Source organism: Pseudonocardia halophobica, from assembly GCF_050948485.1.
Taxonomy (GTDB): Bacteria; Actinomycetota; Actinomycetes; order Mycobacteriales; family Pseudonocardiaceae; genus Pseudonocardia; species Pseudonocardia halophobica.
This window is the reverse complement of sequence record NZ_CP192046.1, coordinates 2,790,537-2,810,499: the sequence shown is the minus strand read 5'-3', so window position 1 is coordinate 2,810,499 and position 19,963 is coordinate 2,790,537. Positions and strand designations below refer to the sequence as shown.

Below are 19,963 nucleotides of genomic sequence, written 5' to 3'. Positions count from 1 at the left end.
TGGGCGTGGTCAGTGGTGCCGGAGCGCCACCGACCACGCACGGCGAACTCAGCCGCGCAGCATCTCCGCGACCAGGAAGGCCAGCTCGAGGGACTGCTGGGTGTTGAGCCGCGGGTCGCAGGCGGTCTCGTACCGGCCGTGGAGGTCGGTGTCGGAGATCTCCTGGGCGCCGCCGAGGCACTCCGTGACGTCCTCGCCCGTGACCTCGACGTGGATCCCGCCGGGGTGCGTGCCGAGCGCGCCGTGCACCTCGAAGAAGCCCTGCACCTCGTCGACGATGCGGTCGAAGTGGCGGGTCTTGTAGCCCGTCGTGGACTCGTGGGTGTTGCCGTGCATCGGGTCGCACTGCCAGATGACCTTGTGGCCGGAGGCGGTGACCTTCTCGACGATCGGCGGCAGCGCGTCCCGGATCTTGCCGTTGCCCATCCGGCTGATCAGCGTCAGCCGGCCCGGCTCGTTGCGCGGGTCGAGCCGCTCGACGTACTCCACGGCCTGTTCCGGCGTGGTCGTCGGACCGATCTTGAGGCCGATCGGGTTCGACAGCAGCTCCGCGAACGCGACGTGCGCGCCGTCGAGCTGGCGGGTGCGCTCGCCGATCCAGAGGAAGTGCGCGGACAGGTCGTAGAGCACCGGGTTGTCCCGGTCGAGGTCCAGCCGCAGCATCGCCCGCTCGTAGTCGAGCAGCAGGGCCTCGTGCGAGGCGTAGAACTCCACCGCGTGCAGCTGGTGGTCGGTGACCCCGCAGGCGTCCATGAACCGGACGGCGCGGTCGATCTCCGCGGCGACGGCCTCGTACCGCTCCCCTGCCGCCGACGTGCGCACGAAGTCCTTGTTCCAGTCGTGCACCATCGCGAGGTCGGCCATGCCGGTCGCGGTCAGCGCCCGGACCAGGTTCATCGCGGCGCTCGCGTTGGCGTACGCCCGGATCATGCGCGACGGGTCCGGGGTGCGGGAGGCCTCGTTCGGCGCCAGCCCGTTGACGATGTCGCCGCGGTAGGACGGCAGGCCCAGCGCGTCGACGGGCGAGCTGCGCGGCTTGGCGTACTGCCCGGCGATGCGGCCGACCTTCACCACCGGCAGCGACGCGCCGTAGGTCAGCACGACGGCCATCTGCAGCAGCGTGCGGATGGTCGCGCGGATGTGCGGCTCGGTGTTGTCGACGAACGTCTCGGCGCAGTCCCCGCCCTGGAGCAGGAAGGCCTTCCCGTTCGCGACGTCGGCGAGGCGCTGCTTGAGGCGGTCGACCTCGGGCGGCAGCACGACCGGCGGCACGCTCTCGAGGACCGTGCGGGTGTGCTCGACGACCGAGGAGTCCGGCCACTCGGGCTGCTGGGCGGCGGGCCGGGCGAGCGCGTCGTCCAGCCGGGTGCGGAGCTCACCGGGCAGCGGCGGCAGCTCCGGGAGGACGTCCACGGGGGCGTCGACGGACCAGTTCACGACTCGCAGGGTATTCGGTACCGCGCGGGGCCCCGCTCCCGGCACCCGGCGCGACCGGTGCCGACGCCGCTCCGCTCAGGGCGTCGGGACCGCGGTCTCGATCACCTGCCAGCGGCGCAGGTTGAGCCGGGCGTCGGCCAGCGCGTCGTGCGCGTCGGAGCTGGGCGGCGGCAGCGACGGACGGCCCGCGTCCTCCCAGCGCTGGCGCAGCTCCCGGGTGAAGCGCGGCAGCGCCCGGGGCAGGGCCGGCATCGCGCCCCACAGCTGGCAGAGGGCGACGTGGTCGTACGCGGCGATCCAGGCCCACAGCTCGACCTCGCCGGGCGCGCCGGTGAGGAACTCGAGCAGCTCGCGGCGGATCGTCGCGCGGGACCGCCAGGCCTTGTCGGCCGGCGAGGGCAGCTTGGGCAGCACGTTCGCCCGTACCCACGGACCGGCCTTGCCCGGGTCGAACTCGGTGGACACCGCGTAGAACTCGCGCCCGTCCTCGCCGACGACGCCGATCGACACCAGATCGATCGTCCTGCCGTCCTCGATGAACTCGGTGTCGTAGAAGAAGCGCATGCCAACCCTTTCCGACCTGCCGCGACTCTACGTCGCCCGAACGGCGGGGTGTGCGCCGGGACTGGGCCGGACGGGCGAAGATGTCCGGGCGTCGTCACGATCCGGACGTCCCGGACGACTTTCCCGGTGAACCGCCGCACTCCCGCCGCACCCCGAGCGAGAACCCATGCGCCGCCGCTCCCCCACCGCCCTGCTCCCGGGGCTTCTCGTGCTGCTCTGCGCCGTGCTCGCCGCGGCGTGCGCGGGCCCGCCCCAGGCTCCAGCCACCACGATCTCCCTGCGGCTGTGGGACGACCAGGTGGCCAAGGCCTACGGCACCTCGTTCGCGGAGTTCGAGCGGCAGAACCCGGACATCCGGGTGGACCTCGACGTCGTGCCCTACGCGGACTACTTCGTGAGCCTCAACGCGCAGCTCGCGAACGGGACCGGCGACGACATCTTCTGGCTGAACTCGGCGTACTTCGGCGCGCTGGCCGACTCCGGCGCGCTGGTCGACGTCGGCCGGATCCTGCCGGGCCGCACGCGCAACTGGGTGCCGGCGGCCGTCGACCAGTACACCCGGGACGGCGCACTGTGGGGCGTCCCGGCGCTCACGGACGGCCGGATCGTCACCTACTACAACAAGAGGATGCTGGCCGACGCCGGCGTCGACCCCGCGGCCCTGACCTGGGATCTCGACCCGGCGAAGGACACCTTCCTGCCGGCGATGAAGAAGCTGACGGTCGACGCGCAGGGCCGGACCGCCGACCAGCCCGGATTCGACCCGGCGAACGTGGCCCGGTACGGCTTCAACGCCGGCCGCGACCTGCAGGCGATCTACTACGACTTCGTCGGCTCCAACGGCGGACGCTTCCAGCAGCCGGACGGCACGTTCGCGTTCGCCGAGCCGCGGTCCGCGCAGGCCTTCCAGTACCTCGTGGACCTGATCAACACCCACCACGTCGCGCCCGACGCGGACGACACCAACGTCAACCCGGACTACGGCCGGGACGCCTTCCTCGACCAGCGGCTCGCGGTGTTCCAGTCCGGCACCTACAACCTGCGCAACGTGGCCGACGGCGCGACGTTCGAGTGGGGCGTGGCGCCGATGGTCGCCGGGCCGGCGGGCCGGGTGTCGGTGGTGAACAGCGTGATCGCGGCGGGCAACGCGCGCACCCCGCACCCCGAGGCCGTGGCGCGCGTCCTGGACTGGATCGGCTCCGAGCCCGGCGCCGACCCCGTCGGCGGGCGGGGCGCTGCGCTCCCGGCGGTGACCGGGTCGCAGCAGAAGTTCTTCGACTACTGGCGCGAGCGCGGCGTCGAGACCGGGTACTTCGGCAGCCTCGGCGGCACCGCGACGATCGACCCGCCGATGGGTCCGAAGTTCGGCACCGGCCTGCGGGCCTTCAACCCGGTCCTCGGCGAGGTGTTCGCCGGCCGGGTGCCCGTCGGGCCCGGGCTGCAGCAGGCGCAGGACGCGGCCAACGCGGCGGTCTCGGCAGGCTGACCGGGCCCGGTCGGGCGGCTCAGGCGGCCGCTCTGCCCTGCTGCTCCTTCTTGGCGTGCTCGGCCTTCTCCTTGACCGACGCGGCGTACAGGTCCACGTAGGTCTGTCCGGAGAGCTCCATCAGCGCGTACATGATCTCGTCCGTCATGGACCGCTCGATGAACCGGTCCCCCGCCATGCCCTCGTAGCGGGAGAAGTCCAGCGGCGCCCCGACCCGCACGTGCACGTGCCCGGGCCGCCACATCTTCGAGCCGATCGGGTTGACCTTGTCCGTGCCGATCATGGCCACCGGGATGACGGGCACGCCGGCCTCGAGCGCCATCCGGGCCACCCCGGTCTTGCCCTTGTAGAGCCGCCCGTCCGGCGAGCGCGTGCCCTCGGGGTAGATGCCGAGGAGCTTGCCCTCGCGCAACAGCCGCACCGCGGTGTCCATCGCCGCCTGCGCCGCGTTGCCGCCGGACCGGTCGATCGGGACCTGCCCGACGCCGCTGAAGAACTGCTTCTTCACGAAGCCCTTCAGCCCCGGCTCGGTGAAGTACTCGCGCTTGGCCAGGAACGTGATCCGGCGCGGCACCTGCAGGGGCAGCAGGAAGGAGTCGGCCACCGCCAGGTGGTTGCTCGCGAGGATCGCGGCACCCGAGGCCGGGATGTGTTCCAGGCCCTCGATGGTGGGGCGGCAGAACATCCGGAGCAACGGGCCGAGCAGGACGTACTTCGACCACCAGTACAGCACCGGACAGGGCCTCCTCACCGCAGGGAGCCCAAGCCTACGGAGCGTCGCGCCGGTGCGACAACAAGGGGACTCCCGGCACCCGTGGCGGGCGCGTCCGTGTCAGGATGCACGGGTCTGTCCCCGCAGACCCCGAGGAGGCCGCGAGCATGAGCACGGGCGAGCCGGAGGGCGTGCAGGGCGACCCGGGACGCGAGGGCCGCCGGTCGGACCCCGATCCCTTCGAGCAGGTCGTGGCCTCGTGGAAGGCGGAGGGCACCGTCCCCCGCTGGCCGGGCGGGGCGCAGGACGGGGCCGCAGCCGAGCCGCCGCCCGTCCCCGAGATCGATCCCCGCAAGGACCCGGAGGAGCACTACGTCCCGCCGGAGCCGCCGCCGCTGCCGCGGGTGGGCGCCGCCGTCGGGGTCGGCCTCGTGCTGGTCGTGCTGGGGATCGTCCTGGTCGCGGCGCCGCAGTGGATCGGGATGTCCTCGGTCTACGGGCTGCCGCTCGGCCTCGTCGCGATCGCCGGCGGCCTCACCTGGCTGCTGATGCGGCTGTGGCAGCCCGCCGACGAGGACGTGGACCCGTACGACGACGAGGGCACGGTCTGACGGTCTAGCGCGCCGCCCCGCCCGTCAGGACCGCCTCGCGGGCCAGCTCGGCCGCCCCCACCACCGCGGCCGCGGAGCCGAGCTGCGCGGTGCGGATGCGGGCCAGCGGCCGGTTGCCCGCGCCGGTGACGATCCGGGCGTAGTGCTCGCGGGCCTCGTCGAGGAACAGCGGCGCCGACACCGACACCCCGCCGCCGATCACGACCAGCTCGGGATCGAACACGTCGGCGATCAGCGACAGGCCCTCCCCCAGCCACCGGCCCATCTCGGCGACCGCACGCCGGGCCAGCCGGTCGCCGTCGCGTGCGGCGGCCGCCACCCGCTGGCCGGTGATCCGGCCCGGGTCGCGGGCGGCCTCGCGATGCAGGACCGAGGTGGTCGCGTCGGGGTCGGCGAGCATCTCCAGGGCGGTGGTGGCGAGCGCGGTGCCGCTGCAGTAGCGCTCCCAGCAGCCACGCTTGCCGCACTCGCAGGGGCGGCCGTCCGGCACCACGCGGACGTGCCCGAACTCCGGCGCCACCCCGAACGCACCGCGGAAGAGCGCGCCGTCGAGCAGCAGGGCCCCGCCGATCCCGGTGCCGAGGGCCACGAAGACGACGGTCGACGCGCCCGCGGCGGCGCCGTAGCGGCGCTCGGCGAGGGCGGCGGCGTTGGCGTCGTGCTCGACGACGACCGGCACGCCGAGACGCTTGTGCATCCGGTCGGCCACCGGCGCGTCTCGCCAGGACAGGTGCGGCGCGAAGCGGACCAGGCCGCGGTCCGCGTCGATGAACCCGGCCAGGGCCAGGCCGACCGCGGACACGTCGTGCCGCTTCGCGAGCTCGGTCACGCAGGCGGCGATGGTCGCCTCGAGGGCCTCGTCGCTCTTGGGCGTGGCCGCGGTCGCGCTGTCGATGACCCCGCCCTCGGGGTCGACCACCCCGGCGCGCACGCTCGTGCCGCCGACGTCCACTCCGACCGTCAGCACGTCAGGCCCGCACCACGCGGATGTGCTGGACCCGCCGCGACGTCCCGGGCCGGGCCCGTCGTCCCTCGTCACCGGCCTCGCCGTGATCCCCGCCGGGATCCCCGGGTCCGTCAGGGGTCGTGCCATGTCCGCTCTCTTCCTCGGATCCACGCCCCGCAGCACTGCCGGCCGTTCCCTCCGCCGCCGGGTCCGGCAGCTCCTCCACCAACGCCCGCAGCACCGTCAACAGTCCCGCCGCGTGCTCGGCCAGCCGCACCGCCAGCTCGGGGCGCTCGCCGCGCAGCAGCGCGAGCAGGGCGCAGACCGGGCACGACGCGCAGCTCGAGGGCGTGCCGTCCTCTCCCGAACGCGCGGCGTCGACCAGCGGGCCGACCCGGTCGAGCGCGGCCACGGCGAGGGCGCGCAGCTCACGGGTGAGGGCCTCCGAGTGGGCGCAGCTCAACCCGGTCCCCCGCTCATCGCCGCATCCAGAGCGCCGGGTCCGGCGCGAACACCACGACCAGGTCCGTCGCATGGCCCTCGCCCACCAGGCGGGCGCCCGTGACCTCGCACCGGCGCAGCACGGCCGGCAGGCTCACCCGCCGCCGCGTGGCGCCCACGGTGACCACCAGCTCGTCGCCGACGCGGGTGAGGTCCAGCGGGCCGTCGGCCGCACCGGGCAGCCGCAGGGCCAGCTCGAACTCCGAGTCGGCGGAGGTGCCGTCGCCCGCGGTGCGCTCGAGCCGCAGGACCGGGCCGGTGGCAGGGCCGGGGGCCGCGGGGTCCGCCGTCCCGTACAGGCTCCCGGCGAGCGCGACGAGCGCCTCCACGCCGGTCGGCTCGGCCGCGGTGTAGGGCACGGTCGCGAGCGGAACGGCGTCCCCGCACTCCGCCCGCACCTCGGCCAGCACGGCCTGCTGCTCGGTGTGCCGCTCGCGCAGCCAGCGCGCGGTCGGCCCGCGCAGCGACGGCGGCGGCGCGGGCATGACCCGGTTGACCACCAGGCCGTCCACCTGCAGGTCGTGCAGGGCCAGGGCGGTCAGCGTGCGCCGGGTCTCCGCGGCGACGACCCGCTCGGGGGTCAGGACCAGGCGGATCGAGGTCTCCTCGCGGTCGGCCAGCATGGCGCGCAGCCCGGCGAGCTGCGCGGCGAGCCGGTCCAGGGCGTCGACCGTGCGGTCCCAGCCCGCGGACCGCTCGGCGCCGGCCCGTCCCGAGGCCAGCCCGGCGATCATCCCGCGGACCGCCCGGCGGTGCGCGGGGAAGAGCCGCTCCAGGTACCCGGACAGCGCCTCGGGCAGGCCGAGCAGGCGCAGCGTCTCGGCGGTGGGGCCGCAGTCGACCACCACCACCTCCCACAGCCCGGAGGTCGCGAGCCGGTGCACCTCGGCGAGCGCGAGCAGGTCCTCGACGCCCGGCAGCACGGTCAGCTCGTCGGCCACCAGCTCGTCGATCCCGGCCCCGGCCAGCACCGTGCGCAGGTGTCCCTGTAGCTCGGCCCACGTGTCGTCGAGCAGCACCCGGGTGTCGACGTGCGCGGCGAACAGCCCGCTGCCGAGGTCGGCCGGCTCGTTCTCGGTGGTGTCGTCGAGGCGCTCGCCGAGCGCGTCCCCGAGGGAGTGCGCGGGGTCGGTCGAGACGACGAGGGTCTTGCGCCCCGAGCGCGCCAGGCGGGCGGCCGTGGCCGCGGCGAGCGTCGTCTTCCCGACGCCCCCCTTGCCGGTGAACAGCACGACCCGCACGGGCGGCAGCGTAGCCGCCACGGGGCGTGCGCTCAGGAGCGGCTCTCCACGCGGCGCTTCAGACCCTTCAGCGCGGTGTCGATGATCACCTTCTCGGCCTTGCGGCGCAACATGCCGATCATCGGGATGTTGAGGTCCACGGCGAGGCTGTAGGTCACCGTGGTGGGCGCGCCGCCCGCCGACTCCAGGGTGTAGGAGCCGTTCTGCGCCTTCTGCATCTGGCCCTTGACCAGGGTCCAGCTGACCGAGCGGCCGTCGGACGCCCAGTCGTAGTCCAGCGTGTAGGTGTCCTTGATCGGGCCGGCGTCCATGGAGAACCGGACGCGGTCGGCACGGGCGGGGTCGGACCTCGCCCCCTTGTCGAGGATCTCGACCGTCTTCACCTGGTCCGCCCACTCGGGGTAGGCCTCGAAGTCCGCGATGACCGCCATGACCGTCTCGGGGTCGGCGTCGATGGTGATCGAGGACGTCGTCGCGTCGGCCATGCCGCGCACGTTACCGGGCGGATCACCAGCGCAGTACGTACGGCTCGCCCGTCTTCCGGAAGTGGCCGACGTTGACGCACTCGGTCGGGCCGAGCCGGGCCCGCTGCGCCAGCGGCTGGTGGACGTGCCCGAACAGCGCGGCGCGCGGCCGGTCCCGCTCGATCAGCTCCACCAGCCCCTGGCCGGGCAGCTCACGGCGCTTCGTGACGACGTCGTAGTGCAGGGCCGGGACCGCGGGCGGGGCGTGGGTGCACAGCAGCTCGACGTCCGTGAGCTTGCCGACCGCGGCCACGTAGTCCTCGGACGGGACGAGGTGCGGGCGCCACGGCCCACCCTTGCGCGGCGGGAAGCCGGGCGGCAGCGGCACCCCGCCCACGAACCCGACGCGCAGCCCGCCGATGTCGACCACCTCGCCGTCGGGAACCCGGGTGCCGGGCCGCACGTGCGCTGGCCAGAGGTCGGGGACGTCGACGTTGCCCGGGATCGCCCACGTCGGGTCCGGGAGCACGGGGAACATCGCCTCGTACTGCTCGGCGATGGCCTCCTCGATCACCGCGGCCGGGTCGGGGATGCGCGACCAGGCCTGCCGCGCGAACTCCCGCAGGTCGCCGGGGCCGCCCGACCGGCGCACCTCGCCGAACCGCCGGCTCACCTCGGGCCCCAGGACGCGGCCCAGGATGCCGCCCTCGGGGTTCCGGTAGTCCACGAAGTCGATCAGGTCGCCGAGCACGAACACCGCGTCGGCGCCGTCGGCCGCCCTGGCCAGGGCCTCGACGTTGCCGTGCACGTCGGAGACCACATGCACCCGCATGATCTGCAGACGCTACGTCAGCCTCGTTCCGCCGGACCCGGCGAGTCGGGCCCGGTCCGTCATGCCCGGCGCGTCAGGCCCGGCGCGTCAGGTCCGTCGGCGGGGGCTCGCCCGGCGCGCGCCCCGCCTCCAGCCGCGCCTTGAGCGCGAACGCGATCCGCTTGGCGGCGCGCTGCCGGCGCCGGGTCTCGGCGGTGGCACGGCGGCGCGGCCACCGCGCCGGCAGGCCGTCCGGGCCCGTGGGGTCGGCGCGCAGGAAGTAGTGGACGACGGTGCCGTCGAGCACGGCCTCCAGCCACACCTCCATGCTCCCGGTCAGCGCGCCGCCCACGGTCCAGCGAACGCCCTCGACGCCGCGGTCGGCGAGCACCTCCAGCCGTAGGTCCGGCCAGAGCGCCGGCCACGCCCGCGGGTCGGCGAACTCGGCCGCGACGCGCGCAGGGGGCACGGCCAGGAATGTCTCGTCCACCACGTCCACACTGGGCACCGGCCACCTCCTCGCGGGCCCGATCCTCCCGCCCCGACCTGCGGGACCTGCGACGGGGGCCCGGACGGGCCGGACCGGGGGCCGCGCGGGCCCGGCGGGGCGAACCGGACAAGCCGGACACTCGGCGCCCTGCCGATCCGTGCGGCGACGCGCTATCTTTCCTCACGAGTAACCTGCCAACGCCGGCCAGGAGGTCAGGATCGTGCGTGAGTACAGCGTCCCGGCGACCGTCACGGTCGGTCCGGAGGAGAACCTCCTCGACGCCGTCTACGCGAACGAGGCCGAGGTCCCGCGGACCACGCTGCTGCGCGTCCAGGAGGGCGGCGGCTGGCGGGACGTCTCCGCCGCCGAGTTCGCCGCGCAGGTCACCGCGGTCGCGCGGGGGCTGATCGCCTCCGGCGTCGGGCCGGGCGACCGCGTCGCGCTGCTGTCCCGCACCCGCTACGAGTGGACGCTGGTCGACTTCGCGATCCTCGCCGTCGGCGGGGTCACGGTGCCGATCTACGAGACCTCCTCCGCCTCCCAGATCGAGTGGATCCTCTCCGACTCCGGCGCGGTCGGGATCGTCGTCGAGACGGCCGACCACGCGGCGCTGGTCGCCGAGGCCGGCGTCACGCTGAAGTTCGTGAAGGAGATCGCCTCGGGCGCGGTCGACGAGCTCGTCGCCGCGGGCAAGGACCTCGCGGACGAGCAGGTCCACGAACGCCGCCGGGGCGTGAAGGCCGACGACCTGGCCACGCTGATCTACACGTCGGGCACCACCGGCCGCCCCAAGGGCTGCGAGCTGACCCACCGCAATCTGCTCACCGAGATCGCGTCGACCCGCGCGGTGCTCTCCGAGCTGCTCACCGACACGGGCTCGGTGCTGCTGTTCCTGCCGCTGGCGCACGTCTTCGGCAAGGTCATCCAGTGCGGCGCCATCGCCTCGCGCACCGTCATCGGGCACACCCCGGACACCAAGAACCTGCTGCCGGACCTGCAGACCTTCCGCCCGACCTTCCTGCTCGCCGTCCCGCGCGTGTTCGAGAAGGTCTACAACGGCGCCCGGCAGAAGGCGCACGACGGGGGCAAGGGCCGGATCTTCGACGCCGCCGCGGACACCGCGATCGCCTGGTCGCAGGCGCAGGACACCGGAGGCCCCGGCCTCGGGCTCAAGGTGAGGCACGCCCTGTTCGACAAGCTCGTCTACGGCAAGCTGCGCGCCGCGACCGGCGGCCGGGTCGTGGCCGCGGTGTCCGGCAGCGCCCCGCTCGGCGAGCGCCTCGGGCACTTCTTCCGCGGCATCGGGCTGCCGATCCTCGAGGGCTACGGCCTCACCGAGACCAGCGCCGGCATCACCGTCAACGCGCTGTCGGCGCAGCGGGTCGGCACGGTCGGCCGGCCGGTGCCGGGCCACGGCGTCCGGATCGCCGACGACGGCGAGATCCTGCTCCGCGGCGACATCGTGTTCCGCGGCTACTGGCAGAACGAGAAGGCCACCGCCGAGGCGCTCGAGGGCGGCTGGTTCCACAGCGGCGACATCGGCGAGCTCGACGACGCCGGCTACCTCACGATCACCGGCCGCAAGAAGGAGATCCTGGTGACCGCGGGCGGCAAGAACGTCGCCCCCGCGGTGCTGGAGGACCGGCTGCGGGCGCACCCGCTCGTCGGCCAGTGCATGGTCGTCGGCGACGGCAAGCCCTTCATCGGTGCGCTGGTCACCGTCGACCCGGAGGCCCTGCCCGGCTGGCGCGAGCGCCACGGCAAGGCCGCCACGGGCGACCCGGCCTCGGCCGCCGACCTGGTCGACGACCCGGAGCTGCGCGGCGAGATCGCCGCCGCGGTCGAGGAGGCCAACCAGGCGGTGTCGCGGGCCGAGCGGATCCGCAGGTTCCGCATCCTGCCCGTCGACTTCACCGAGGCGGGCGGGGAGCTCACGCCCACGCTCAAGGTCAAGCGCGCGGTCGTGGCGCAGCAGTACGCCGCCGAGATCGCCGCGATCTACGCGCCCGCCGAGACCCCGCAGCCGGCGTAAGGGGTCTACCCGGCGAGGAAGGCCCGCAGCCGGGCGACCTGGGTGGGGAGGGTCCACTCCTCCTGCATCCAGGCCCGGCCGGCGGCACCCATCTTCCGCGCGCGGTCGGGGTCGACGAGCAGGTCGGCGAGGGCGTCGACCAGGGCGTCCCGGTCCCGGCCGTCGACGACGTGCCCCGTCTCGCCCTCGCGCACCGTCTCCGGCGCCCCTCCGCTGTCCCCCGCCACCACCGGCACCCCGCACGCCGAGGCCTCGAGCAGCACGATGCCGAGGCCCTCGACGTCGAGCCCCCCGCCGCGCGTCCGGCAGGGCAGCGCGAACGCGTCGCCCACCGCCTGGTGCGCGGCGAGCTCGTCGGCGGGCACCGGCCCGGTGAACACCACGTTCTCGCCCACCCCGTGCCGCTGCGCGAGCCGGGGCAGCCGGTCCCGGTCCGGGCCGTCCCCGACGATCAGTAGCCCGGTGCCCGGAACGCGCTCGCGCAGCGGGGCCAGGGCCTCGATCAGCGCGTCCTGCCCCTTGCGCGCCACCAGCCGGGACAGGCACGTCACGACCGGGGCCTCCCCCAGCCCGTACCGCGCCCGCAGCGTGTCCCGGGCGGCCGGGTCGGGCCGGAAGACCTCGGTGTCGACGGCCGGCGGCAGGTGTTCGAGCGCCACCCGCGGCCCGAAGGCCGACGCGAACCGCCCGCGCGTGTAGCGCGACACCACCGTGACGACGTCGGCGTCGTCGCCGATGCGGCGCAGGGCCTGCCGGGCGCCGGGCAGCATCGACCAGCCCACCTCGTGCCCGTGCGTGCTGGCCACGACCCGATCGACGCCCGCGGCCCGGCGCAGCCCCGGCCCCAACAGCGCCAACGGTGCCGCCGCGCCGAACCAGACGGTGGTGGCGCCGTGCTCGCGGGCGTACCCGGCCGCCCGCCGGGCGACGTCGGGCACCGGCAGCATCAACGACGTCGGGTGCCGATGGACGGGGTAGTCGAGGCCGGCGTCGAACCCGGCCGCGCCCTCCCACGCCGGGGCGTAGACGGCCAGCTCCCCCGGCGGCAGCCGGTCGGCGAGGGCCCGCAGGTAGTTCTGGATGCCACCCCGCCGGGGCGGGAAGTCGTTCGTGACGAGGAGCGTGCGGGCCACCCGGCGAACCTAGCGGGCCCGGGATGCCGCGCTGCGCCCCACCGCCGGGCGCAGTGCGGCATCCCGGGCCGCGTGCGTCGCGGAGGTCCGCGGCGGCCGGATCGCGGGAGGCGAACCGGCCGCCGGCGGCACGGGGAGCGGACGAGGTCAGAGGCGCCGCGCGCCGGTGAACGCGCTGCGCGACACGGTCTGGTACTTGACGACGTCGCCGCTCTGCGGCGCGTTGATCATCTTGCCGCCGCCGGCGTAGATGCCGACGTGGCTCACCGGGGAGTAGTAGAAGACGAGGTCGCCGGGCCGCATGTCGCTCCAGGACACCGGCGTGCCGACCCGGGACTGCGCGCTGCTCGAGCGCGGGAGCGTGATCCCGGCCTGCTTGAACGCCCACGAGGTCAGCCCGGAGCAGTCGAACGAGCCCGGCCCGCTGGCGCCCCACACGTACGGGCGGCCGAGCTTGGTGGCGGCCGCCCGCAGCGCGTCGGCGCCCACGCCGCTGCCGAGCAGGATGTCCGGCGCGTCCTCGGCGGGCCCGTTGAGGTCCGCGATCTCGGCCGGGCTCAGCTGGCGGAGCAGCGCCTCGGCCTCGCCGATCCGCTTCTCGGCGTCGGCCTTGCGGGTCCCGATCTCGTCCGCGGCCCGGCGGGCGTCGTCGGCGGCGGTCCGGGCGCGCAGGGTCGCGTCGTCCGCCTCGGCCTGGGTGTGCGCGGCGCGGTCGACCTTGTCCGTCAGGTCGGCGAGCACGACGAGCCGGTCCGCCGAGAGCGTCTCGAGGGCCGACATCTGGTCGAGGTAGGCCTGCGGGGAGGAGCTGGCGAGCAGGGCGTTGAACTGGTCCAGCCGGCCGTTCTCGTAGAAGGAGAGCGTGACGCCGTCGAGCGTCTCGCGGTAGGTCTCCTCGTCCCCGCGGGCCTGGTCCGCGGCGGCCCGCAGCGGGTCCACCGCCTCGCGGAGCCGGTCGGCCTCGGTCTGCTTGGCCGTGAGGTCGTCCGCGGCGGCGTGCCACTGCTCGGTGAGCGCCTCGGCCTCGTGCCGGACGTCGTTGAGCCGCTGCCGTGCCTCCTCCGGAGTGCGGGGCGGCTCGGGCGCGGCCGGGACCTGCACCTCGGGCGCGAGGGGCGCCGCCGGCGCGGCAGGGTCCCTGGGAGCGCCCGGCGCGGCCGGGGCCGCCGGATCGGCGGGAGCGGGTACGGGCGCGGGCACGCCGGGGATGCCCGGCAGGATCGGGTTCGCGGCCGCGGTACCCGCCGGGAACGCGACGACCGCGGCGGCGACCAGGGCGACCGACACCGAGGCCCGGGCGGCGGCCCGTGCACCGGTCCGCGCGCCGGACCGGGCCGCTCCGGCCCGCCGGGTCCTCCGCTCTCGGGACGACAGCACGCGGACGTGACCTCCTCCTCGCACCCGCCGTGCCCGGGTCGGGGGTCCCGGGCGGTGGGGCGCCGGGGCGCCGCGGCGGTGACCTCACGGGCCGCCCTGGGGACGACGGCCGATCACGTAAGGTCGCGGGAAGATTACGAGCGTGTGATTCACCCGTCCAGACTCGGCCGGTGGCCCGTGCCGTGAGCGGTCGTCCGCCCGCTCGTCGCCGATCGTGACCTCCCGGCGCGAACGGTGCCCCGGTTCGCTACACAGCGTTGCGGCGATCGGCCGTGCCACCCCCGATGTCGGTGACGGTGCGGGTACGCGTCGGGACCAAGCGCAACCGCGGCAGCAGCCCCTGGTCCGCCAGGACGGCCAACGCCTGCCGCTCGGCTGCGTCGAGCTGTACCCGTGGCGCGCCGGACGGCAGGTACTCGTCGCCCACGGCGAGCGCCCCCTCCCCGTCGGCCGGGTCCGGCGAGCTCGCGGCGGGCGCCGCCGACGGCACCTCCGCCGGCATCCCGGGCATGCCCAGCAGGACCCCGATCGCACAGTCCCCGCAGGACCGCCCGCGGGCCTCGCAGCTGTCGCAGTCGACGATCATCGTGTCGCTCCTCGCCTCCGGTGATCTCCTCGGGGCGCACCGTACGGAGCGGCACCGACAGTTTCCGGAGAACAGGCCTTCGACCTGCGCGGACGGGCCCGGCGGAGATCAGGGGCGAGATCAGGAGCGGAGGCGGCCGAGGAGCACGGAGGAGGGCACCGCGTGCGCCCCGCGACGACGCACGGACGCGGCGACCGCGCGGTCCGAGGACGCGACCAGCAGCGGCCGGCCCTGCGGCTCGGCGGCGACGAGGTCGCGGATGACGTCGTCGGCGATCACGCCCGGGTCGCTGAACAGCACCCGCACCCCGCGCGCACCGCGGGTCTGCGCGGCGCTGACCGCGGCGCCGTCGAACACCACGGTGACCTCGACCCCGGTCCGCGCGGCGAGTGCGCCGAGCTGCCCCACGAGCCGGGTGCGCTGGTCGGCCAGCGGCAGCTCGGGGTAGCCGGTCTTGCTGACGTTGTAGCCGTCGACGATGAGGTGCGCGGCGGGCAGGGCCAGCAGCGCGTCGAGCGTCGCGAGGTTGACGACCGGGGTGCCGCGGGTGCCGTCCGGGCCGGCGACGAGGTCCGCCGGACGCGGCCCGCCCCCGCCGAGGGAGAGCTCGCGGCGCAGGCCCTGCACGGCGCCCCCGAGGGTCTCGAGCAGCAGCCCGAGCCGCACCTCGTCGCCCTGCCGGGCCTCCTTGGCCGCCTGCCGCGCGGCCGCGACCTCGGCCTGGGCCCGCTGGGCGCGGGCGCGCTCCTCCTCGGCGCGCTCCCGCTCGCGGTCCCGTTCCCGCACGACCTCGGCCAGCCGGTCGTCGACGCCCGCCCGCAGCCGGGTGACCTCCGCCTCCAGCTCGCTCCGCGCGTCGAGCGCGACGCGCAGCTTGTTGCCCTGCTCGGACACCTTGCGGCGCAGCTGCGCGACCTCGTGCTCCCGCTGCACGGCGGCCTCGCGGGCCTGGTCGCGCGCCTCGGTCAGCTCGGCGCGCAGCCGCTCGACCTCGACGGTCAGCTTGTCCGCCCGGGACAGGGCCTCGTCGCGCTCGGCACGGGCCTCGGCCGCGTCGCCGCGCCGGGCGACGGAGGCGACCGCACCCCGCGCGCCGGGTGCGCCGGTGAGCACCGCGGCGGCCGCGGCGGTGAGGGGTTCGTCCGGTCCCGCGGCGAGCTCGCCGGGCCGGTGCTCCTCCCACCACGCGACGACGGCGGTGCGGAAGCTCGCGTTGTCCCGCAGCTCGCGGACCAGCTTCGTGCCGCCGAGGCGGGCGCGCTTGGCCGGGGTGAAACGGGCGAACTGGCGGAGCGCGGCGGGCACCTCGGCCGGCGGGAGACCGGCGAGCGCGGTACCCGCGACCTCGGCGAGGCGGTGCCGCACGGGGTCCGGGAGGAGGTTCCAGTCCAGGTCCGCGGCGCGTCCGGCGGACGCCGCGGCACCCTGCGGGTGCTCGGGCGCGGTGTCCTCCGGGTACATCGGTCAAGGTTATCCCCGATCCGGACGGGCGGCCACGGATTCGGCCGCGACGCACCCGTTCCGCGACACGCCTCGAACGGGTGTGCGAGGAAATGTCGGGGGTTCGAACTACCGTTCGCCGCGTGACCGCTCCCCAGCTCTCGTTCGACGAGCTCGGCACCCCGCTGCGCGAGGTGACGTTCGTCGTGCTCGACCTCGAGACCACCGGCGGGAGCCACGAGCGGGACGGGATCACCGAGGTCGGCGCCGTGAAGGTGCGGGGCGGCGAGGAGCTGGGCGAGCTCGGCACGCTCGTCGATCCCGGCACCGGCATCCCACCGAACGTCGTGGCGCTCACCGGCATCACCACCGCCATGGTCCGCACCGCCCCGCGCCTGCCCGCCGTGCTGCCGTCCGTGCTGGAGTTCCTCACCGGCTCGGTCCTGGTGGCGCACAACGCCCCGTTCGACTCCGGCTTCCTGCGCTCGGCCTGCGAGCGGCACGGGCAGGTGTGGCCGCGGCCGCCCGTCCTGTGCACCGCGCGGCTGGCGCGGGCGGTCCTCACCCGGGACGAGTGCCCCAGTGTCCGGCTCGGCGCGCTCGCCCGGCACTTCGGCACCCGCACGCAGCCGAACCACCGGGCGCTGTCCGACGCGCGGGCCACGGTCGAGGTGCTGCACCACCTGCTCGAGCGGGTCGGCAACCTGGGTGTGCAGAGCCTGGAGGAGCTGCTCGCGCTCACCCGGGAGGCGTCGGCGCACCGGCCGACCCAGCGGCAGCGGCAGAAGCGCCACCTCGCCGAGCAGGTGCCCTCGGCGCCGGGCGTGTACCTGTTCCGGGGGCCGCGCGAGGAGGTGCTCTACGTCGGCACCAGCGGCGACCTGCGCCGGCGGGTGCGCAGCTACTTCACCGCGGGCGAGCGGCGCAGCCGGATCCGGGACATGGTGGCGCTGGCCGAGCGGGTGGACTCGGTCGTCTGCGCGCACGCGCTCGAGGCGGGCGTCCGGGAGTTGCGGCTGCTCGCGGCGCACAAGCCGAAGTACAACCGACGCTCGCGCAACCCCGGCCGAACCTGGTGGGTGGCGCCGACCGCCGAGACCTTCCCTCGGCTCTCCGTGATCACCAGCGCCCGCGAGGGCGCGCTGGGCCCGTTCACCTCGCACCGCTCAGCCGCGACGGCGCTCGACACCCTGCTCGACGCCGTGCCGCTGCGGCGGTGCACGCAGCGGATCCCGGCCCGCGCCCCGTCCGCGTCGCCCTGCATGCTCCACGAGCTGGGCAAGTGCGGAGCCCCGTGCGCGGGTCTGCAGACACCGGAGGAGTACGCCCCCGCCGTCGAGTCGCTGTGGTCGCTGGTCCACGGGGCGAGCGACGACCCGCTGCACCGGCTCGCCCGCGGGGTCGACGAGCTGGCGGGCAAGGAGCGGTTCGAGGAGGCGGCGGGCGACCGGGACCGGCTGGCGTCGCTGATCTCGGCGCTCGAGCGGCGCCAGACGCTGGCCGAACTGGCCGCCCAGCCCGAGCTCGTCGGTGCGCGGCCGGACGGGCGCGGCGGCTGGGAGCTCGCCGTGGTGCGGTACGGGCAGCTGGCGGCGGCGGACGTGGCCCGACGTGCGGTGCGGCCGATGCCCGTCGTCGAGGCTCTGCGGGCCGGCGCCCAGACGATCCTGCCCGGCGAGGGGCCGCTGCACGGGGCCCCGCCCGAGGAGGTGCGCCTGATCTACCGCTGGCTCACCACCGGCGGCACCCGGCTCGTGTACTGCGAGCCGTGGTCCGAGCCGGCGCGCGGCGCCGCCCGGTGGAGCCGCTGGGCGCTCAAGGCGAGGGAGGGCACGGAGGCCGGCCGCAGTGCCGTCGAGGTGCTGGCGGGGAGGGGGTGAGCCGCGGGCCTCAGGTCGAGCCGACCGAGAAGGCGGCCTCGGTGTCCGCGCGGGAGTAGGAGCGGAAGGCGATGTGGGTGTCGGTGTGCTGCACGCCGTCGACCTTGGAGATCCTCCCCGCGATGAGGTCGGCGAGCTGCTCGTGTTCGCGGACCTTCACGATCGCGATCAGGTCGACGTCGCCGGCGCACGAGTAGACCTCGGCGACGCCCTCGATGTCCGCGATCGCCTGTGCGGTCTCGGGGATCCGGTCGGCGAGGGTGTGGACCAGGACGATCGCGGTGATCACGGGCTCTCCTTCTCACGAGGCCTCGGGGCGGTTCGCTGCGGAGGCTAGTGCAGCAGGGGCCGCGGTGCCGCGATCCACACCGGGCCGTGATCATCGGGTGTGTGGGGGGTGGCGTCCGCGCCCCGGACGTGCCGCACCCCGGTGGGCGACCCGTGCGGGGCCGCCCACCGGGTGCGGGTCCTGTGCTCAGCCGGAGGTGCGGGCGTCGAAGGACGAGGCCCGGGTCGCCGACGCGGCCGGTGCCGCCTCGGTCATCGCGCCCTCGCTGGCGGGCTCGTCCCCGGACGGGTCCCCACCGGACGGCTTCTCACCGGACGACTGGCCACCGGACGACTGGCCACCGGAGGAGTCGCCCGTGGACGAGTCCTCACCGGACCGGTCCTCGCCGCCCGTGGCGGGCGCGCCGGCCGCGGGCTGCCCCGCACCGTCGAGCGAGTACATGCGCACCCAGTCGATCTCGTAGTTGGCCTCGCGCATCCCGCCGCCGTGGAAGTTGTCGAACTGGATGGTCAGGTGCCCGGAGGGCATGTCCTGGATGTTCTTACGGCCGCCGGGACCCGCGCCGTCCTCGAGCGTGTACCACTCCTTGCCGTCGACGTAGCCCCGCACGTGGTCCGGAGTCCACTCGAAGGCGATGTTGTGCCACTCGGACAGCGGCGCCCCGCAGTCCTCCTCCTCCAGGAACTCCTGCTGCACCGGCATGTTCGGGTGCGGGTAGTGGATGAAGGCGTTGGCGCACTCCTCGCCGGGCGCCTGGTTCTCGAGGAAGTCGTACTCGCCGTCCTCCGGCCAGCTGTCCGACTCCGGCCACACGATCAGCAGCGGGTGGTACTCCTTGCCCGAGTCCCCCGTGTTGAAGGAGCGGACGCGCGCCTCCCAGCGGCCGTACCGCTGGTCGAGCTTCGAGGCCAGCCAGCCGGTGTCGCCGTTCTCGCTGCCCTTCTGGATCAGCTTCTCGCCGTCGACGGTGCTGTTGGCGCCGCAGCGCTTGCCGTTGCCGTTGTGACCGGCCCAGCACCCGTTGATCGTGTCCCACTTGGCGGAGTCGGGGGCGCCGGTGTAGCCGAACTCGTCGGACTCCGGCAGCGGCGTGCCCCAGCCGTACTTCTCGGCGGCGGTCTCGGGCTCGGCCGGGACCGGCGGCACAGCGACGGGCGGCACCCCGACGGGCGGCACCCCGACGGGCGGCACCGCGACGGGCGGCACCGTGACGGGCGGCACCGTGACGGGCGGGGCGACCACCGGCGGCGTGACGACCGGCGGCACCCCGGGCGGCTCCTGCACCGCGACCCCACCGGGCCCGGCCGCCGTGCCGCCTACCGGCGGGGCGGTGGGATCCGCGACCGGCGCGGCGACGGGAACAGCCGCAGGGGCTCCCGGAGCGGCAGCACCGGCGACGGGAGCCGATCCCGCGACCGGGTCCGCCACCGCACCGCTCACGGGCGGGACGGGTGCGGTCCCAGCCGCCGGCGCGGCCGCTACCGGGGCGGCAACGGGTGCACCGGGCGCGGCGGGGGCGGGCGCGGTGCCGGGGGCCGGCGCGGAGGCCGAGGCGGCGTTCGCCGGGTCGGCCGCCGGAGTCGCACTCCCCGGGGCGGGCTGAGCCGGCAAGGCCACGGGGGCCCCGCCCGCCGTGCCCGCAGCCGGTGCAGGGCTGGGAGCCTGTGCCGAGGCGTCCGCGGGACCGGAGGACAGCAGTCCCGTCCCGGCGGGAGCGGCAGCGGTCGGCCCGGTGGCCGCGGTCTCCCCGGAGGTGTCGTGGGCGCTCGCGACGCCGGGCCCGATCAGGCCCAGGGCACCGACCGTCGCGATCAGAGCGAGGTGTCTGCGGGTTCGGAGCTTCATCGGATCGCCTTTCGCCTGCACCCCCGTCGCCCGGGCGGGCAACCCGGCCCGGCGGCTTCGTGACTCTGCGCAAGGCATCTGTCACTACCCGCCGCACCGCATGGTGTCGTTGAGGTAG

At 75.2% G+C, this 19,963-nt stretch carries 19 protein-coding genes; 4 read left to right on the top strand and 15 right to left on the bottom strand.

Going from position 1 to position 19,963, the window contains the following annotated elements; all coding sequences use genetic code 11:
• Positions 1 to 48 precede the first annotated feature (48 nt).
• Positions 49 to 1,437, bottom strand: a complete 1,389-nt coding sequence (locus ACQP04_RS13570) for a class II 3-deoxy-7-phosphoheptulonate synthase (RefSeq protein WP_433507398.1) — start codon at positions 1,435 to 1,437, stop codon at positions 49 to 51.
• Positions 1,438 to 1,512: 75 nt separating this feature from the next.
• Complete coding sequence (locus ACQP04_RS13565) at positions 1,513 to 2,001, bottom strand: polyadenylate-specific 3'-exoribonuclease AS (protein WP_433507397.1); 489 nt, start codon at positions 1,999 to 2,001, stop codon at positions 1,513 to 1,515.
• A gap of 166 nt (positions 2,002 to 2,167) precedes the next feature.
• On the opposite strand from ACQP04_RS13565, the gene ACQP04_RS13560 reads away from it, so the two are divergent.
• Positions 2,168 to 3,487: an ABC transporter substrate-binding protein gene (locus tag ACQP04_RS13560; RefSeq protein ID WP_433507396.1), complete on the top strand. Its 1,320-nt coding sequence runs from the start codon at positions 2,168 to 2,170 to the stop codon at positions 3,485 to 3,487.
• Between the two features lie 19 nt (positions 3,488 to 3,506).
• Here the strand turns inward: ACQP04_RS13560 and ACQP04_RS13555 are convergent, their stop codons facing one another.
• Positions 3,507 to 4,220: a lysophospholipid acyltransferase family protein gene (locus ACQP04_RS13555; RefSeq protein WP_433507395.1), complete on the bottom strand. Its 714-nt coding sequence runs from the start codon at positions 4,218 to 4,220 to the stop codon at positions 3,507 to 3,509.
• 146 nt (positions 4,221 to 4,366) lie between these two features.
• Here ACQP04_RS13555 and ACQP04_RS13550 point away from each other — a divergent pair, with 146 nt between their 5' ends.
• A complete protein-coding gene (locus ACQP04_RS13550; protein WP_051736847.1) occupies positions 4,367 to 4,810 on the top strand; it encodes a hypothetical protein in 444 nt (147 codons plus the stop codon).
• A gap of 4 nt (positions 4,811 to 4,814) precedes the next feature.
• Here ACQP04_RS13550 and ACQP04_RS13545 read toward each other — a convergent pair whose 3' ends face one another.
• From ACQP04_RS13545 to ACQP04_RS13520, 6 genes are all read right to left on the bottom strand, one after another.
• The gene (locus tag ACQP04_RS13545) at positions 4,815 to 5,777 is read right to left on the bottom strand and encodes an ROK family glucokinase (RefSeq protein WP_433507394.1); all 963 of its coding nucleotides are present in this window, start codon (positions 5,775 to 5,777) and stop codon (positions 4,815 to 4,817) included.
• Position 5,778: 1 nt separating this feature from the next.
• Positions 5,779 to 6,219 (bottom strand): hypothetical protein, encoded by a 441-nt coding sequence (locus tag ACQP04_RS13540; protein WP_433507393.1) that lies wholly within the window; start codon positions 6,217 to 6,219, stop codon positions 5,779 to 5,781.
• A 13-nt stretch (positions 6,220 to 6,232) separates the two neighbouring features.
• Complete coding sequence (locus ACQP04_RS13535) at positions 6,233 to 7,498, bottom strand: ArsA family ATPase (RefSeq protein WP_433507392.1); 1,266 nt, start codon at positions 7,496 to 7,498, stop codon at positions 6,233 to 6,235.
• Between the two features lie 32 nt (positions 7,499 to 7,530).
• Complete coding sequence (locus ACQP04_RS13530) at positions 7,531 to 7,983, bottom strand: SRPBCC family protein (RefSeq protein ID WP_433507391.1); 453 nt, start codon at positions 7,981 to 7,983, stop codon at positions 7,531 to 7,533.
• A 22-nt stretch (positions 7,984 to 8,005) separates the two neighbouring features.
• Entirely contained in the window at positions 8,006 to 8,794 is a 789-nt protein-coding gene (locus ACQP04_RS13525; protein ID WP_433507390.1) for a metallophosphoesterase family protein, read from the bottom strand.
• A gap of 73 nt (positions 8,795 to 8,867) precedes the next feature.
• Positions 8,868 to 9,281: a polyketide cyclase / dehydrase and lipid transport gene (locus tag ACQP04_RS13520; RefSeq protein ID WP_433507389.1), complete on the bottom strand. Its 414-nt coding sequence runs from the start codon at positions 9,279 to 9,281 to the stop codon at positions 8,868 to 8,870.
• A gap of 202 nt (positions 9,282 to 9,483) precedes the next feature.
• Here ACQP04_RS13520 and ACQP04_RS13515 point away from each other — a divergent pair, with 202 nt between their 5' ends.
• On the top strand, positions 9,484 to 11,295 hold the full coding sequence (locus tag ACQP04_RS13515) for an AMP-dependent synthetase/ligase (RefSeq protein ID WP_433507388.1): 1,812 nt from the start codon (positions 9,484 to 9,486) through the stop codon (positions 11,293 to 11,295).
• Between the two features lie 5 nt (positions 11,296 to 11,300).
• Here ACQP04_RS13515 and ACQP04_RS13510 read toward each other — a convergent pair whose 3' ends face one another.
• From ACQP04_RS13510 to ACQP04_RS13495, 4 genes are all read right to left on the bottom strand, one after another.
• Entirely contained in the window at positions 11,301 to 12,428 is a 1,128-nt protein-coding gene (locus tag ACQP04_RS13510) for a glycosyltransferase family 4 protein (RefSeq protein WP_433507387.1), read from the bottom strand.
• 147 nt (positions 12,429 to 12,575) lie between these two features.
• Positions 12,576 to 13,805: an NlpC/P60 family protein gene (locus ACQP04_RS13505; protein ID WP_433507386.1), complete on the bottom strand. Its 1,230-nt coding sequence runs from the start codon at positions 13,803 to 13,805 to the stop codon at positions 12,576 to 12,578.
• A gap of 247 nt (positions 13,806 to 14,052) precedes the next feature.
• Positions 14,053 to 14,391, bottom strand: a complete 339-nt coding sequence (locus ACQP04_RS13500; protein WP_433507385.1) for a hypothetical protein — start codon at positions 14,389 to 14,391, stop codon at positions 14,053 to 14,055.
• Between the two features lie 120 nt (positions 14,392 to 14,511).
• Positions 14,512 to 15,852 (bottom strand): NYN domain-containing protein, encoded by a 1,341-nt coding sequence (locus ACQP04_RS13495; protein ID WP_433507384.1) that lies wholly within the window; start codon positions 15,850 to 15,852, stop codon positions 14,512 to 14,514.
• A gap of 92 nt (positions 15,853 to 15,944) precedes the next feature.
• Here ACQP04_RS13495 and ACQP04_RS13490 point away from each other — a divergent pair, with 92 nt between their 5' ends.
• Entirely contained in the window at positions 15,945 to 17,711 is a 1,767-nt protein-coding gene (locus ACQP04_RS13490) for a DEDD exonuclease domain-containing protein (protein ID WP_433507383.1), read from the top strand.
• A 10-nt stretch (positions 17,712 to 17,721) separates the two neighbouring features.
• On the opposite strand, the gene ACQP04_RS13485 is transcribed toward ACQP04_RS13490, so the two are convergent.
• Positions 17,722 to 18,000 (bottom strand): Lrp/AsnC family transcriptional regulator, encoded by a 279-nt coding sequence (locus tag ACQP04_RS13485; RefSeq protein WP_037041250.1) that lies wholly within the window; start codon positions 17,998 to 18,000, stop codon positions 17,722 to 17,724.
• Between the two features lie 186 nt (positions 18,001 to 18,186).
• Entirely contained in the window at positions 18,187 to 19,284 is a 1,098-nt protein-coding gene (locus tag ACQP04_RS13480; RefSeq protein WP_433507382.1) for a glycoside hydrolase family 16 protein, read from the bottom strand.
• Positions 19,285 to 19,963 lie beyond the last annotated feature (679 nt).